Raw genomic sequence first — 15,731 nt, 5'->3', positions numbered from 1 at the left:
GAGGGGGAATAAAACCATAAATGCCAATAAATGAAGAAATTCTAAAAATAAAAGACATAATCCTCAACAGCGTTGACTGTGAAAGAATATATTTGTTCGGTTCCTATGCTTACGGTACACCAACTGCCGACAGCGATTATGACTTTTATGTAGTGCTAAAAGATGATTTTCCTGAGAAACCGATTATTGCTATGGAAATGATAAATCGAAGCTTGATGAATTTCAACACACGAATGCCGATAGATGTACTTGCAAATTACAAAAATCGGTTTGAATATCGCAGCTCACAGCCGACGATTGAACGAAAAATTAATAAAGAAGGTATATTATTATATGGCTGATATTAAACTTGTAAAAGAATGGTTTCAATATGCAAGCAATGATTTGATTATTGCTCAACATGCTATTAATGATGTATATCCCAAATTATTGGAAATTGCCTGTTATCATTGCCAGCAATCAGCAGAAAAATCTTTGAAAGGATATTTATTTTTTAAGGATATTGAACCTCCCAAAAAACATGACCTGCGTTTATTAAATTCCCTCTGCCTTGAACTGGATAAGGCTTTTGAAGTAATCAGGCCCTACTGTGCAGATTTAACAGGCTATGGCGTTCTTACCCGTTATCCGAATGAACTGGATGTTGATGAAGCAATAACAAAATCGGTTTTAGACAAAGCAAAGCAAGTATACGATTTTTGCTTAATGAAGGTATCTATTGTTGAAATCGAGATGGCCGAAAAGGAAAATGAATAACATAGACTCCATTAGAAATGAACTTGATATTCTCACCAAAATCATCGCAGAAACAATCCCGGTTGAGCAGATATATCTCTTTGGATCCTATGCCTATGGAATACCGCATAAGGATTCCGACCTTGATTTATATATAGTCCTAAAAGATGAGACCCCAATACGGGAAATGGAAGCTATAGAGGCCGTAGGTCTTGCAATATATAAGAAACAAAATCATGCTATAGATTTACTGGTACATAAAAAGAGTAAGTTTTTAGATCGCTCCACTGGTATTACAACAATCGAAAGGATAGTATCGACCAAAGGGATAAAAATTTATGGCTAACTTGGAATCCAACCGCCTTGAATACAAGCGCGAAGCCGACAAAGGCGACAAGCTCGAAAAAGCCGTGGTGGCCTTTCTTAATTATAATGGCGGCGGCGAAATACTCATTGGCGTTGACGATGATGGCTCAGTTGTCGGTGTTGCCAATTCCGATGCCGAACAGCGTAAGATTACCGATAGGCTTGGTAATAATATCCGTCCAAAGATTTTGGGATTATTTGATGTAGTTGCCGAAGAAATGGACGGCAAAAATATTATCCGCATAGTTGTATCGAGCGGAATGCAGAAACCCTACTATATCCGCAAGAAAGGAATGACTGAGGATGGCTGCTTCATCCGGGTAGGCGCCTCTGCCCAGCCGATGACCGAAGCGATGATTGAGCGGCAGCTTCAGCACAGGCAGGCAAACTCCCTCGCCACCACACCGGTATCGCGGCAAAAGCTGACATTTGAGCAGCTTCATATCTACTACAACGAACTCGGTTTAACGCTGAATGACCAGTTTGAAGAAAATCTTGACTTGCGTACCGGCGACAGCTCGTATAATCTTCTCGCGTACCTGTTGGCAGACAGCAACGGCGCATCAATTAAAGTTGCTAAATATGCGGGAACTGATAAAATTGACCTGATTGAAAATGAGGAATACGGCTATCGATGTTTGATAACATCGATATATCGTGTCCTTGATAAGTTGGCAGTCGAGAATAAGACCTTCGCAAAAATCACTCCACGCAACCGATTGGAGCGGAAACTTATTAATCCGGTTGCCCTGAGAGAGGCATTTATAAACGCCGTAGTTCATAACGACTACAATTTAGGTTGGCCCGTCGTTGAGTTCTTTTCCGACAGAGTGACCATCACTTCTACCGGCGGGCTTGTGGAAGGCTTGTCGCAAGAGGACTTTTTTGCCGGTCGTTCCATGCTCCGCAACCGTGAACTTATGCGCGTGTTCAAAGACGTGGAACTCGTCGAAGGCTTAGGCTCCGGTATGCGGCGCATTTTGGAAGCATACGACCGTTCCGTGTTTGAAATTACCCCGAGCTTTATCGTGGTGACATTCCCCTATGCAAGTGATTTTGAACGAAATGAGGGCGATGGCACTGTAAATGGCACTGTAAATGGCACTGTAAATGGCACTGTAAATGGCACTGTAAAGAACGATTTAAGCGAAACCCAAAAATCAATCCTCTTGCTGATAAACGCAAATAAGGGAATCACAATCGATAAGATGGTAGCCGAAATAGCAGTGAGCCGGCGAACGATTTTACGCAATATAAAAATATTGACCGAAAAAAACATTATCAAACGGGAGGGTTCTGACAAGACAGGACAGTGGGTAACTTTAAATTGACTACGAAGGTATATGAAAAGGCGTATTGAGAAAAAGATTTTATGCTATCCAAACCGCTAAACTTATATATTATTGCAAATTTGGCGGCAGCTCAGGGGCATGGTTTTTCCCCCTGATTTCCCCTGAAAAAAGCCCTTCCTTGCAATCCAGAGCAACGCCAGACGTAAATTGATACATCCGATAGGGTAAGCGGAATTGACCTCCCCAAAACGAAAATTAAGGACAAAACGCCATAGGCCGTTCCGTCCGCTCCGTAAACGCCGCTCCCTCCACGGCCCAAGGCGTTTCCCCGATTTACCAAGGGGGATTAAAGGCGGGGACAACATCATCCGCACCAAAGACCCCAATCCCGCCAATAGTAAAACTACCGTCCCAGGCAGCTTCGCCTTCCCCCTTGAACCCTCATACCACCCCCAAGCAAAAAGCCCCCGCACAAACCGCCGCCCTTCCCTTCGGGAATAGCAGCAGCCCCCTCCGGTGACTCGAACGCCCGCTGTTTCGATAATAAAAACGTCATTCCCAAACGGCTGTATAAAGACCGTGGGGAACTCATCGTACTATGCCCACCCCAGGCCGCGCCACCTTCAAGCCTATCGTGCTTCGGTGGCAGTTTAGGGACGGCATCCATTGTCCCTCCCCCTCGCCGCCGGGCTTCCCCCTCTACAAGAGACATAGGTTAGGTTTACTCTCTCCACTCCGCTGCGCTCCGTTCCGGTCGCAAACCCTTCATCAACGGCTCAAAGGGGGAGGAACAGCTCACTCCCGTAGGTCGTTCGCCGCAAAGAATAAAAAAATCCCGGCGTCCATGCCGGTATTTTTTTACTTCCCAGTCGGCTTCCTGCCTCCCCGTCCCTAAACCGCCACAAGCTGGGCGTACTTTGCCCACCCAGCTTTTCGTTTTCCAACAAGCCCATCGTACTTCGCCCCACGGCTGCGGCATCAATGATACATACCCGCCTGGTGAAGCTAATTCACCACCCTCGACAGTGATACCATTACCAATCATAACCGCCCAGCCCTATCGGGCATGGCGGCCTTTGTTGGCTAGTAATAAATTTACCAAGACCAAGATTACCTATACGCGCCCCGTCTTTCGGACCGGGCTTACATGATACCCCAAAGAAACCGCCTCAACAGACTATTCCTGCAAATATTACCACCGTTAAAAAAATCGCCGACTTTTCCCACAGGCTCTGCCCGTGGGATACATCTAAATCAGTAACCGTTATTGCCTGAATCGAAAGAGCAGCATCCTATAGCAATAGTGAAAAAAATCCTAAGCGGCAGTATTTCCACTTCGACAAGCTAAAGCCTCATTCAGTAATAACTGCCCAGCCCTACCGGGCATGGCGGCCTTTGTTGGGTAGTGATACATTTTCCAAGAAAAAGATCGCCCAGATGCGCCCCGTCCTTCGGACCGGGCTTGCCAACGGCTGATGTAGAGTAAGAATCTGACCGCTATTGAAAGCAGGGATCCTCCGAAAAGCCATAAGAAGGCTTGGCCGTCCTGGTCAAAGCAAGTTCAGTAATTTTCATTTTGGATGGGGTGCATTCTCCTTGCCCTAAGAATGTACCAAATTTGTGTTCAGTGTTGCTCAGGATTGCACAGAAGGGCCTTTTTCTCCCGAATTCAGGGAAAAAACAGTATCCCATGAACTGCCGTCCGAAATTGATATATGCAGCAATCCGGGGAAGAATGCAGCCAGACAGAATGGCTGTTCATACGCCAGATCTGTATTTTCCAAACCTCGTCATTCATTCTGCCCGAAGCATGACCAATGACAGAAATCCCTCGAAACCGGCCCTGAGCTCGGTCATTTATGACAACTGGTTTTGTCATTCTTTTAGCTGATGGACGAGCCATCCCGCCGCTGAACCAAGGAAATGACGCATCAATGCTACATCGAATGACACTTAATAATGGCGCATAAAAGTGTCGGATTTTTTTTCAACCATATATAATTTCTTTAATTTTTTTTATGTTGCTTATGACATAAAAAAAGAGTAAATATAATAATAAAGGGATATATATAAAGAAGTGGAAAATGACGTACAAGCAGCATTAAGCGTCACGGAACGCTGCTGCCGTCAATTTTTTCCGACCCAGGGGGGAGCGCGCACGGGCTTGAAAATTGCCATATTTTGCTAAACCGGGCAAAATAGATTGACGCTTAACACCCTTATAGGGGCCTGTTTTCACCACAAGGGCAAAAGGGGGCGCGGGGGAAAAGCCTAATACCCTATCTCGCCAAGTGTCAGGAGGAGGAACTCGGAATGCGGTTGCACTCCCCAAGGGCCGCTCCTGCCTGTGGTATGGCCCCGACCAGATAGGGCAGCGATTTAGTAGTGAAGGGGTAAGTAAGCCCCGCTATAGTCCGAGCCTTGGCCGCAACCTTCATGCGTCAGCCAAGGTTACAACACTTAATATCAGAATTTATTGCGCTGGAGCGGTGAGGTCTTTCATTTTTTCGAGGTCGGCCATGACATCATTATATTCAAGAAGAGAGCAGGGGACATTATATTGGGCGAGATACTGCTCAAAATCATAACGATTCATCCCGGCATAGTGGGCAGCCATACCGATAGTAATTTTTTTATCGGCGTAGAATTTCATGGCAATGAATTGCTTGAATTCCTGCTCTATCTGGGCAGAGGCAACCTGGTCTGCCAGGCCCTGCGGAATATCTATGGTTATACGCAGTGTGTTCATCTGGTAGAAAAAAGAGCTATTACCGAAACTTTGAAAGTATTTCCGGATTATTCGCGGCATAGTTCAGCACATCGGCCATTATGCTGGTATACCCTTTACCCAGAGACTTATATTTTGAAAGGCAATCAGGGACAAGGCGCAGGGTTACTACTTGTCGCTTTTTCTGCCGGTTCCGCTCTGCCGCCAGGTGGGCAAATTCCTTAAGAGCCTCCGGGGAAAGTTCCGGCGCATCCTCAAGGTTTATAGGGAATTTTGCGGCTTCCTTAATTTCTTTACGGATCCGCTTTAATGCTTCTTTAGGTGGCTTTTGTCCAACCTTCACCGTCGATTCTATAATAGCCATTGTATGATCTCCTTTCCGCCTTTGTAGCCAGGCGGGCCGTGATTAATTGTTTGCCATTCCCTTTTTCGGCATATACCACAAAAAGGGTCTTTTCAATTACCTTATTCATGATGTATTACTTTTTGTATGCTCTGTCAAGGATTCCAAAAACGACACAGAGATCGACACAAAAACGTCTATGTCAAGGTAATGCAGTCTAGGCCGGAATACGCCAAAATACGTCAAATAGCTTGAATAATCAATCAAAATGGGCTAAAATGATACACAATAAGACTGTATAGGCTTGCATGGGGCATTATCGGGGTTCTGTAAATCTGTTGGCTCAGCCTTCGAAGGTTCAAATCCTCCACTCCCCAAAAAGAAGCTAATTTGTTGTGTTACAAGGAATTAACTCAAATTAAGAAAACGCTACCACCGCAAAAGGCGTGTTTTCATTCATACTATTGGACTGAATTACCAAATTCGTGCCAAAAGGGAAAGAAAATGCGTCATTATTATCTAAGGTAAAGAAACTCCGGAGACAATTTTCAATTCATCCTCATGGACACTGTTACAAGAAAACAGGTCGCTACTCGCTCAACGGGAACCAGCGATGAGAGAAAAGCCGAAACCATAGCCTAAAAATGGCTTGATGATGGGCTGCCCGAAAACCCAAAATCAGCCAACCCCGCAGAGCGGTCGGGGTATGGTTGTTCTTTAAAGGTATTAGACTCGGGTACATACCATTTATAACGCCCCAAGGCTCCCTCGCGGGAGCGAATTCTTGGGTATGTACCCTCGTTACGAATCAAACAAGATTGCCCGGATAAATCCGGTAAGTTTTGCTCTTGAAGTTCTGTCCTACTATGCTGACTTTCCGGCTAATAGGGCAGTCTCGTGAGATCCAGACGGCCTTGACCGGAAAAATCAACATATTGGGGTTGGGGAAGTCCCAACCTTGCAAAGAGTTCATCTGTCTTTTTCCGATGGTATTTCGCTTCCTCTTCGGCTGACATTCCGACAGTCTCATCCTGAATCAGATGGCGGGCCGCATGGATTTCCCGCAAATATTCGGGCATAGTTTGAATATCAGGATCATTCATATATTCTTCAATAGTTTTCATAATACTAAAACCTCCACAGATTTCACCTGACATTTCTAGCATAAAAACTGGATTTATGGTACAATAGTTACCATAAAAAGGGTTTGAATGGCAAAATCTACCGTCATTCGGCAAAACAATGGACAGAACGGACTAAAACCCACCGACTCCGGGTGGATTTTGCAGGATATGAAAGAGTTCAATCCAACCACCGGGCTAGGCGTTGCCGTTCGGGAATACCCCGCACACTCAGGCCCTGCCATAAATTAGTGAAAAAATAACATGGACGAAGCAGCATCTATCGAAACGCTTGTAGCTGAAATTGCTGATCTTGAAAGTTTGCTTTTACAGAAGAAAGCTGAACTCGTCCAGCTTAAGACGGAGCCTCATGCAATCGCAACCGAACCAGTAAAAGTTGAATCGCCGGTCGAGAGTTTGATACTCCAAAACCCGACTGAGGATGCCAGCAGCCCCGGCATCAATAACCATTCCGCTCCCGAAGATAAAATCACCCTGTTCCGTTCACTCTTCAGGGGAAGAGAAGATATATACGCCAAACGGTTTGAAAGCAAAAAGACGGGAAAATCGGGCTATCAACCGGTCTGTAAAAATGAATGGGTTAGGGAAGTATGCGAGAAAGCCCAAGTGGCCTGCGGTGTCTGCCCTCATCGATCTTTTGAACCTGTAACCGATGAGGTTATTAGAAACCACCTCGCAGGGTTTATTCCATCCCGTACCGACTGGGGTAAACCAAGTCCTTTCGTAATGGGGATATATCCTTTGCTGCAAAATGAAACCTGTCATTTATTGGCTGTCGATTTCGACAAACAATCATGGCAGGAAGACGTGAAGGCTTTTTTTGAAACATGTCAGACAGAAGGGATTCCCGCCAGTGTTGAGCGTTCCCGATCCGGAAATGGTGCTCACATCTGGATTTTCTTTGACCACCCGATACCGGCGTCCAAGGCCAGGAAACTTGGTTCCCTTTTAATGACCCGGACCCTCGACCGGCGGCCCGAAATAGGGCTCGACTCCTTTGACCGGTTTTTCCCTAATCAGGACACCCTGCCCAAAGGCGGATTTGGCAACCTTATCGCCTTGCCCCTGCAAAAAGCAGCGCGGGTAAAAAATCACAGTGTTTTTCTTGATCCTGATATGGTTCCTTATCTTGACCAATGGCAATACCTTGCTTCAATAAAACGAATTGATGAAGAAACGATTGACGCGATCATACAAACTGCTCTGGAACGTAACGAATTGCTTCCGGTATCGTTCAATCCCCTTGAAATTGACAGTGAAGATAAACCTTGGCAAAGGAAACCCGGAAGCCTGCAGTTTCCTTACACGCTGCCCGCTATTATGGATCCCTTGCCCTCCGTAATTGATGTAATTATTTCGGATCAAATTTATATAAATCATACCGGTCTTCCGCCGATACTCCGCAACCGTATCCTGCGTCTGGCATCCTTTTCAAATCCCGAATTCTACCGGGCGCAGGCAATGCGTCTTCCTACCTGGAACAAGCCGCGAATTCTTTATTGTTACGAGTTTTTCCCGGAATATATCGGACTCCCCATCGGTTGCCTTAGTGAGCTGACAAAGATTTTTGATTTTTATCATATTACGCCGCAGTTCCAGGATAAGCAAAACCACGGAACGCCGATCAATGTCAGTTTTCAGGGGGAATTGTATGCTGAACAAAAAGCTGCGGCAGATGCGATGGCAATTAACCCCACAGGGATACTTTCTGCGTCCACGGCTTTCGGAAAAACAGTTATTGCGTTGTGGCTGATTGTCCATCGAAAAGTCAACACCTTAATCCTTGTCCACCGTAAACAATTGCTGGATCAATGGGTGGAAAGGATACAGCAATTTTTGAATATTCCAAAGACTGAAATCGGTTGCTTTAGCGGGGCTAAAAAGAAACGGACCGGGATCATTGATATTGCAGTCATGCAAAGCATCAGCAAAAAAGGAAATGTCGCAGATTGGGTAAAGGATTATGGTCAGATAATTGTTGACGAATGCCATCATATTTCAGCATCCTCCTTTGAAAGCATCATCAGGAAATGTCCTGCCTATTACCGCCTGGGTCTTTCGGCAACCGTAACCCGCAAGGATGGGCAGCAACCCATAGTCATCATGAATTTGGGTGACATTCGATATTCAGTGCGGCAAAGTAATACTCAATTCATTCAAAAAGTTATACCTCATTATACCGAATTTCAACTACCGGCAACAGAGGATAAGCCTCTCGAAATTCAGGATATTTTCAGGCATTTATGGATGGATGAAAACAGGAACAGGCAAATCATACAGGATATTGTCGCAGCTTTTACCGAGGGACGGGAGATTCTTGTTCTCAGTGAACGGATCGATCACCTTGCCTTGTTAGAGGAAGCCCTTCTCCGGTTTACAGATTATCTTTTTGTGTTGAAAGGCGGCCTCGGAAAAAAGCAGCTAAAGACCATCATGGAGAATATTCAAAATGAGCCGTCTGATGCTCATAGAATAATACTGGCAACCGGAAAATACCTTGGCGAGGGTTTCGATTTGCCTTGTCTTGATACGCTCTTTCTTGTTTTTCCCTTCTCCTGGAAAGGTACTTTAATACAATATGCAGGACGGCTCAACCGTACCTATTATGGAAAAACAGAAACCAGGATATACGATTATGTGGACGAGAAAGTCCCGGTTTTACTGCGAATGTATAATAAGCGGGTTAACGGATATAAATCTTTGGGGTTTAACATTTTCGATTAGCAGTATTTGGAATTAGTAATTGGATATTTTTTAATCGAATGCTTGCCGGTTCGCGGGATGTTCCGGGGGTGACGGTTCTTTTTTGGGGCTGGAAAAATTGTCGTCTTTTCGGTATACTGCCATCCATGAATCTTGAAGCCTTTATACTTGGCTGTGGGGGCATGATGCCTCTGCCCAACCGGCATCTTACGTCTGTGCTTTTAAGGCGGGAAGGGGAGCTTTTTCTGTTTGACGGGGGCGAAGGGACCCAGGTGTCCCTGCGCAAGCTCAACCTCAGGTGGAAGAAGATTTCCGTTATCTTTATAAGCCATACCCACGCTGATCATGTTACGGGTATTCCGGGTCTGCTTATGCTTTCGTCCCAGGTTGACAGGGACGATCCCCTTTATATAATCGGGCCTCCGCGCATTGCTGAGTATATCGAAACAAGCAGACGGGTTTTGGATATGTACATCAACTATGAAATCATCGTAAAAGAGATTACCGCCCCTGGCGTAGTTTACGAGGGCGAGGGCTATAAAGTGAGGGCCTTCCCCCTTCGCCATACCAAGCCTTGCTACGGCTATACCCTCGAAGAAGATATCAGGCCCGGTGAATTCCATCCCGATAAGGCTATGGCCCTTGGGGTTAAAATGGGTCCCCTCTGGTCAAAACTCCAGTCGGGAGAGGCTGTGTGGGCTGAAGACGGCTCGGAAGTAAGGCCCGAACAGGTACTTGGCGCTTTCCGTTCGGGCCGCAAATTTTCCTTTGTTACCGACACTCTCGCCTTCCCGGAAATATCGGCGGAAGTGGCAGGCTCGGATCTTTTTGTCTGCGAAGGCATGTTTGAGCAGGCTCTTCTCGAAAGCGCCAGGGAAAAGAAGCACATGACCGCAGAACAGGCTGCCCGGATTGCCCTGGATGCCAAGGTAAAGAAGCTGGCGCTGATTCACTATAGCCCCCGTTACACCGAGTATGATCTCAAGCAGGTATTAAAAGAGGCGGAAGCCATATTTCCTGATACGGTACTTTCAAGGGATAGAATGGTTTTACCTATAGATTTTATTGACTAGAGGTGGTGAGAAAATGATAGAAGTGCAGAATCTGTCAAAGCGTTACGGTGCATTTGAAGCAGTAAAGGATGTTTCTTTTTCGGTTGGGCAGGATCAGGTCCTGGGTTTTCTTGGCCCTAACGGGGCAGGCAAGACCACCATTATGAAGATCCTCACGGGCTACCATTTCCCTTCAAAGGGGGCTGCCATTATAGACGGCATTTCCGTAGAGGATGATCCTGTGGAGGTAAAGAAACGCATAGGCTATCTCCCCGAAAGCGTTCCCCTTTACGGCGATCTGACCCCTGCTGAATATTTGGGCTTCATGGCCGAGGCAAGGCTTATCCCCAAACCGGAGCGGCTCAAAGCAATAAATGCGGCGATTGCTGCCTGCGGGCTCACCCATTTCCGGGATAAACGCATCGAAACTTTGTCCAAGGGCTACAAACAGAGGGTGGGTTTGGCACAGGCCATTATCCACGATCCGCCCATTCTCATACTGGACGAACCCACTTCGGGCCTGGATCCCAACCAGATCATAGAAATCCGCTCCCTTATCCGGGAATTGGGGAAGAGAAAAACAGTAATACTCTCAACCCATATACTCCAGGAAGTGGAGGCAGTTTGTTCGGAAGTGCTTATCCTCAACGAGGGCCATATAGCAGCCAAGGGCACGAGCGAAGAAATCGCAGGAACCATGAAGGGCAGGGACACCTGGGACATTCTCCTCAAAGCCCATGAGCAAAGCCTGCAAAACTGTCTGGGAGGGTTAGGCATAGATCCTCATTCCGCAAGCATTGAAGCTGTCGAAGCGGGAATAGTAAAACTTGTGTTCAGCATACAGGATGCAGACGCAGGCGAAAGGATTTTCGACTGGGCTGTTTCCCATAATTTCAAAATACTCAGCATGAACAGGAAGCGTCTCAGCCTTGAAGATATTTTTGTAAAGCTCACTTCCGAGGAGCATGCATCATGAGTATCATATCCAAACGGGCTTTGGCCCTGGCACGGAAAGAGTGCTACTCTTCCCTTTATTCACCGGCGTTTTACGGTATTGCTGTTTTCTTTTTGGTGTTTGTGTCGGTTTGGCTTTTTTATCTTCAGCGTTTTTTTATCATGGATACTGCGAGCCTCAGGCCCTTTTTTGCTGGTTTTCCTCTCGTCTATATACTCATTATCCCTGTGCTTACCATGAAAAGCTGGGCAGAAGAAAAAAAACTTGGCAGTGTTGAAATACTGTTAACCATGCCTTTCTCCGAATGGGAGTTATGCTTGGGGAAGTTTATTTCTTCATTCGCAGTATTGCTGTCACTGTTAGTACTAACACTGCCGGTTCCTTTAAGCCTTATCCCCCTGGGCAATTTTGATCCCGGCGTCATAATTGGTGAATATGCCGGTGCTGTGTTTCTGGGCTGTGCTGCCATAAGCCTGGGGCTTTTCCTGTCGGCTCTGGCAAAGAACCAGGCAGGAGCTTTCCTTGGAACTGCGGTGGTGCTCATGGCAGTAATATTGTTAAATCAGATCACCCTTTGGGCAGGGCTTCCCTCATGGCTTAGCCTGTTCATCAATTATATTTCCCTCTCCTTCCATTTTGAAAGTTTTTCCCGGGGGCTTTTGGATTCCCGGGATCTGGCCTTTTTTATCCTTACTACCGGTTTATTCCTCTTTTTGAATACTGAAGTACTGATCTACAGGAAGAGGGCGTAACATGACAAAAAAGCAAATCAATATCATTGCCATCCTTTCTGTCGCGGCCTTTGTTCTGGCTTTTATGCTGAGCAGCAGGATCTGGTTCCGCCTGGATCTTACCAAGAACAAGGCATACACCATCTCTGAAGTTTCAAGGAACCTCTATAAAGAGATACCCGACCCTGTAAGCATCACCTATTATATTTCGGATCGCCTTGCCCGGGCGCATCCCCTGCCGGAAGAAATTTCTGATCTTTTAAGGGAATATGCAGCCCATTCAAGAGGAAAAATACGCTTTACCCAGCGCGACCCGATTAAAGCTAACCTTGCCGGTCTCATGGAAGAACTTGGCATAGCCCCGCAGCAGATCCAGGTAGTGGAAAATAATGAAACTACGGTAGCTACAGTCTATACAGGCGTGACCATCGAATATCTTGAAAAACGCGCGGTTCTCCCTGTGGTGTTTTCTTTGGATACCCTGGAATACGATCTTACATCCAGGATCAGATCCCTTGTTTTGGACAGGGAACGTGAAATTGGCATTATTGTGGGATCTCCCGCAAAACAGTGGAACACCGAATTCGGCTATCTTAACCAGGAGCTTGCCGCAGCAGGATATAAGATCCGGCTCATTGCCCCTGGCGATGAAATCCCTGCGTCATTGCCCAGCCTTTTTGTGCTGGGGGGCGCGGCCGATCTTGACGCCTGGGCCCTCTACCGCATCGATCATTATATACAAACAGGGGGCAAAACCCTTTTTGCACTGGAAGGAATTTCGGTCAATACTCAAAGCGGGCTTGAGGCAGGGGCTGTGGCGGATCAGGGGCTTTTCGCCATGGTCGCAAATTATGGCGCTGTTATACGGCCTGCCATGGTTCTTGACACTTCCGCATTGCAAATCACTTTTCAGATACGGAGCGGGAATGTTACCCAATACCGCACCATGCGTTATCCTGAATGGATAGGCGTGCTGGAACAAAACGGAAATAAAAACCATGCTGTAACTGCCCGTTTTAAGGGCATCGACCTCTATTGGCCAAGCCCTCTGGAACTCAAGCCCCCGGCGGGAGTACAAGCTGAACCTCTTTTTACCAGCACCCCCGAGGCATGGCTCCAGACAAAGGATTTTATTACCAACCCTGACATGCTCTCCCTTGCTGAACAGGAAGCAGGCGAAACCAGGGGGACAAAAATCCTCGGCGCATCCCTTCAGGGGGGCTTCCCCAGCGCCTTTAGAGGAAGCCCAAAACCAATTCGGGAAGGCTCGGAAGAAATACTCCCCGACCTGCCTCCAGTCCCTTCCCCTTCGCGTATTATTGTAATCGGGGATACGGATTTTGCGGGAAACTTTATGCAGGTTTCCCGGGGCGAGGACAGGAATCTCAGCTTCCTCCTCAATGCGGCAGACTGGCTTTCCAGCGATGATGACATCATCTCCATCCGCAGCCGCCAGGGGGAAGCGGGAAGGCTCAACAAGATACAGGACGCAAAGAAAAAGGCGGCTGCCATGAATTTTTCCAAGGGCCTCAATGTGTTCGCCGTTCCTCTGCTTGTGGTTACCATTGGGCTCTTCCTTTCCATAAAGCGGCGCAATGAACAAAAATCAACAAAGGGGGATAACCATGATTTATAAAAAAAAGCTTACCCTTCTTTCGGGCCTGGTACTGGTTTTAGCTTTGTCATACATACTGACCATCATTTTTGATCCTGAAAGGCAAGGAGCTAAAAGTTCAGCCTATGCCTGGATAACAAGCGACCTCCTCGACAGGGCTGATAGAATTGAAATCGCCGGTTCTCAGGGCAATACGGTTTTGAGCAGGAAAAACAATCTTTGGGTCATTTCTGAAGGCACTATTGATTATCCTGTTAAACAGTCCAGGGTAGGGGATCTTTTTCGGGTTCTCTCAATGAGGAATAGTTTTCCTGTGCGTTCCACTTCAGCTTCGGCAATGGAAAGGCTTGGCCTTGTTGAGGGAAAGGCGTCACGCATTACCGTGAGGGGCGGGGCAGGGCTTCCCCTTTTGGATCTCCTCGTGGGTTTTGCCGATGCCCCGGGCAGCGGGCTGTATTTGCGGAAGGCAAACCAAAATGAAGCCCGTTCGGGGGAAGACGTGTTTACCCTTTATACGGAAGGCTCCAAAAATTCCTGGCTCGACCTCAGGCTTTTTCCGGGTCTCAATATAGGCACAGTGCAAAGGGTGCGTGTTAACCCGCTTCCGGGCGACGGGGCTGCCTATGCCCTTTCCAGGGTCAACAACGGCTGGCAGCTTTCAGATTCGCTATTGGCTGTGGAAACTTCAAAAGCCGAATCCTGGGTGCGGGCAATTATTGACGCAGAGGCAGAAAGTTTTGCATCTTCCCCTGACACTAATGGTTTTAATGAAGCCAGCATCACCCTTGAATTGGGGGATGGCACAATCAGGGAGCTTAAGGTTGGCGCATCAGGGGAAGAAAAAAGGAGGAACTCGTCAATAACGAATTCCCCCTTTGTGTATTCTTTGGCCGAATGGGCTATAAGCCGCATTTTCCGGGAAGCCTCTTATTGGCCGTGATTTTTGGAAATAAACTCCCGGTATTTTTCGGGATCGCTTTTAAATGCCACGATGGGAGATGATTTACTCTCCATGGCTTTGTTTAAAGCCTGGGATGCTTCAAACATGATGCGTTTTGCTTCAATGAGCCTGCCTGCCCTGGAAGAAAGGCCTATGCAGAGGTCTTCGCGATTTGCAAAATACTGGGGGAATTTTTTACTTATCCTGCTGTGGAATTCTTCGGATCTTGCAAAGCCCAGATCCACATCTATGCCGGGTATAATGACCGCAAGGCCCTGTCCGCCTTTTTCGAATATCAAATCCCTCAGGTTAAAGAAGCTTACCGCCTCATCCGCAAAGGCTTTGTAAAAGGCAGGATCAGGTTCTTCCGCAGTGTATTCCATCACAATAAAAGAAAGATCCTGCTCGGATGAAGCGCAGCGGTGAAGCTCGGCTTCAAGCCTGTCATGGGTATAAGATTCCCAGCCTACATTACCTCTGGGCGAATATAGCCCCTGCGCAACAGGGGGTTCTTTTTCGGTTTCATCAGTCCAGGGGGCTGTGGAAGGGGCACGATAATAGCTTGTGCGGTTCTTTGCGGCAAGCTCTATCAAAAGGGTGAGGACTGCGATAGCAAGACCTGCCAGAATGAAGAGCAGGGTGTTTTTCAAGGTGATGATAAAGAAATCATAATCAACATAGCTATACAGGATCCGGATTGTGGCATTGCGCTGGCCATCTATGCGCAGGTTCCGGTGATACGGTTCGGAAGGAAGGCCGAAACCAGTCTTGAAGCGTCCTGAATTCCCAATCCAGGTGATGACGCTTCCCGGTTGGCGTTCAAAGCCGTATTCACCTGAAGAACCTGAAATAATAATCCCCAAAAGGGTTTTGGAGCTGTTCAGGGCATCACTTATGGATTCCTGATAGCCCTGGCTCATAAATCCGAGAATAGCTGCGGAATTGGCCCTGTCGGTCAGATCGCTGCATTCCTCTTCTATCAGAACCCGGCGATCCCCTATGCCCGAAATAATCCTTACTGCCCCCAAGGCAATGGCTGCTATGTACAAAAAGATGCAAACGGCAGCTATTACTGAGGAAACGAGCGATGTTTTGCCTGAAACACCCATGATCCTTCCTTAATGTTATT

The 15,731-nt window shown here is 46.9% G+C and carries 14 protein-coding genes; 10 read left to right on the top strand and 4 right to left on the bottom strand.

Features of this window, described 5'->3' with window-relative positions; genetic code table 11:
• Positions 1-20: 20 nt before the first annotated feature.
• From TREAZ_RS09130 to TREAZ_RS09115, 4 genes are read left to right on the top strand one after another with little or no spacing between them, the layout of a single operon-like run.
• A complete protein-coding gene (locus TREAZ_RS09130; RefSeq protein ID WP_015711556.1) occupies positions 21-341 on the top strand; it encodes a nucleotidyltransferase family protein in 321 nt (106 codons plus the stop codon).
• Entirely contained in the window at positions 334-756 is a 423-nt protein-coding gene (locus tag TREAZ_RS09125) for a HEPN domain-containing protein (protein WP_015711555.1), read from the top strand. Before TREAZ_RS09130 ends, TREAZ_RS09125 begins: the two co-directional genes overlap by 8 nt.
• Positions 749-1,081 (top strand): nucleotidyltransferase domain-containing protein, encoded by a 333-nt coding sequence (locus tag TREAZ_RS09120; protein ID WP_015711554.1) that lies wholly within the window; start codon positions 749-751, stop codon positions 1,079-1,081. The genes TREAZ_RS09125 and TREAZ_RS09120 overlap by 8 nt, the downstream gene beginning before the upstream one ends.
• Positions 1,074-2,432 carry an RNA-binding domain-containing protein gene (locus tag TREAZ_RS09115; protein WP_015711553.1) on the top strand — a complete coding sequence of 453 codons (1,359 nt, stop codon included), beginning with the start codon at positions 1,074-1,076 and terminating at the stop codon, positions 2,430-2,432. Before TREAZ_RS09120 ends, TREAZ_RS09115 begins: the two co-directional genes overlap by 8 nt.
• Positions 2,433-4,866: 2,434 nt before the next feature.
• Here the strand turns inward: TREAZ_RS09115 and TREAZ_RS09105 are convergent.
• The 3 genes from TREAZ_RS09105 to TREAZ_RS09095 form a co-directional block, all read right to left on the bottom strand.
• On the bottom strand, positions 4,867-5,142 hold the full coding sequence (locus TREAZ_RS09105) for a UPF0175 family protein (protein WP_015711549.1): 276 nt from the start codon (positions 5,140-5,142) through the stop codon (positions 4,867-4,869).
• Between the two features lie 19 nt (positions 5,143-5,161).
• A complete protein-coding gene (locus tag TREAZ_RS09100) occupies positions 5,162-5,485 on the bottom strand; it encodes a BrnA antitoxin family protein (protein WP_015711548.1) in 324 nt (107 codons plus the stop codon).
• An 860-nt stretch (positions 5,486-6,345) separates the two neighbouring features.
• Positions 6,346-6,588, bottom strand: a complete 243-nt coding sequence (locus tag TREAZ_RS09095; protein WP_015711544.1) for a hypothetical protein — start codon at positions 6,586-6,588, stop codon at positions 6,346-6,348.
• A gap of 261 nt (positions 6,589-6,849) precedes the next feature.
• Between TREAZ_RS09095 and TREAZ_RS09090 the strand changes: the two genes are divergently transcribed.
• The 6 genes from TREAZ_RS09090 (at position 6,850) to TREAZ_RS09065 (ending at position 14,602) form a co-directional block, all read left to right on the top strand.
• Positions 6,850-9,330, top strand: a complete 2,481-nt coding sequence (locus TREAZ_RS09090; RefSeq protein WP_015711543.1) for a TOTE conflict system archaeo-eukaryotic primase domain-containing protein — start codon at positions 6,850-6,852, stop codon at positions 9,328-9,330.
• A 125-nt stretch (positions 9,331-9,455) separates the two neighbouring features.
• Entirely contained in the window at positions 9,456-10,382 is a 927-nt protein-coding gene (locus TREAZ_RS09085) for a ribonuclease Z (protein WP_043923425.1), read from the top strand.
• A gap of 13 nt (positions 10,383-10,395) precedes the next feature.
• Positions 10,396-11,337 (top strand): ABC transporter ATP-binding protein, encoded by a 942-nt coding sequence (locus tag TREAZ_RS09080; protein WP_015711541.1) that lies wholly within the window; start codon positions 10,396-10,398, stop codon positions 11,335-11,337.
• A complete protein-coding gene (locus TREAZ_RS09075) occupies positions 11,334-12,068 on the top strand; it encodes an ABC transporter permease (protein WP_015711540.1) in 735 nt (244 codons plus the stop codon). The genes TREAZ_RS09080 and TREAZ_RS09075 overlap by 4 nt, the downstream gene beginning before the upstream one ends.
• 1 nt (position 12,069) lies before the next feature.
• A complete protein-coding gene (locus TREAZ_RS09070; protein WP_043923017.1) occupies positions 12,070-13,683 on the top strand; it encodes a GldG family protein in 1,614 nt (537 codons plus the stop codon).
• Positions 13,673-14,602 (top strand): DUF4340 domain-containing protein, encoded by a 930-nt coding sequence (locus TREAZ_RS09065; RefSeq protein ID WP_015711539.1) that lies wholly within the window; start codon positions 13,673-13,675, stop codon positions 14,600-14,602. Before TREAZ_RS09070 ends, TREAZ_RS09065 begins: the two co-directional genes overlap by 11 nt.
• Here TREAZ_RS09065 and TREAZ_RS09060 read toward each other — a convergent pair.
• Positions 14,590-15,711: a hypothetical protein gene (locus tag TREAZ_RS09060; protein ID WP_015711538.1), complete on the bottom strand. Its 1,122-nt coding sequence runs from the start codon at positions 15,709-15,711 to the stop codon at positions 14,590-14,592. The two genes, TREAZ_RS09065 and TREAZ_RS09060, sit on opposite strands and share 13 nt — an antisense overlap.
• Positions 15,712-15,731 lie beyond the last annotated feature (20 nt).

This window comes from Leadbettera azotonutricia ZAS-9 (assembly GCF_000214355.1).
Classification (GTDB): Bacteria; Spirochaetota; Spirochaetia; order Treponematales; family Breznakiellaceae; genus Leadbettera; species Leadbettera azotonutricia.
The sequence above is the reverse complement of the archived record's forward strand: the minus strand, read 5'-3'. Positions and strand labels throughout refer to the sequence as shown.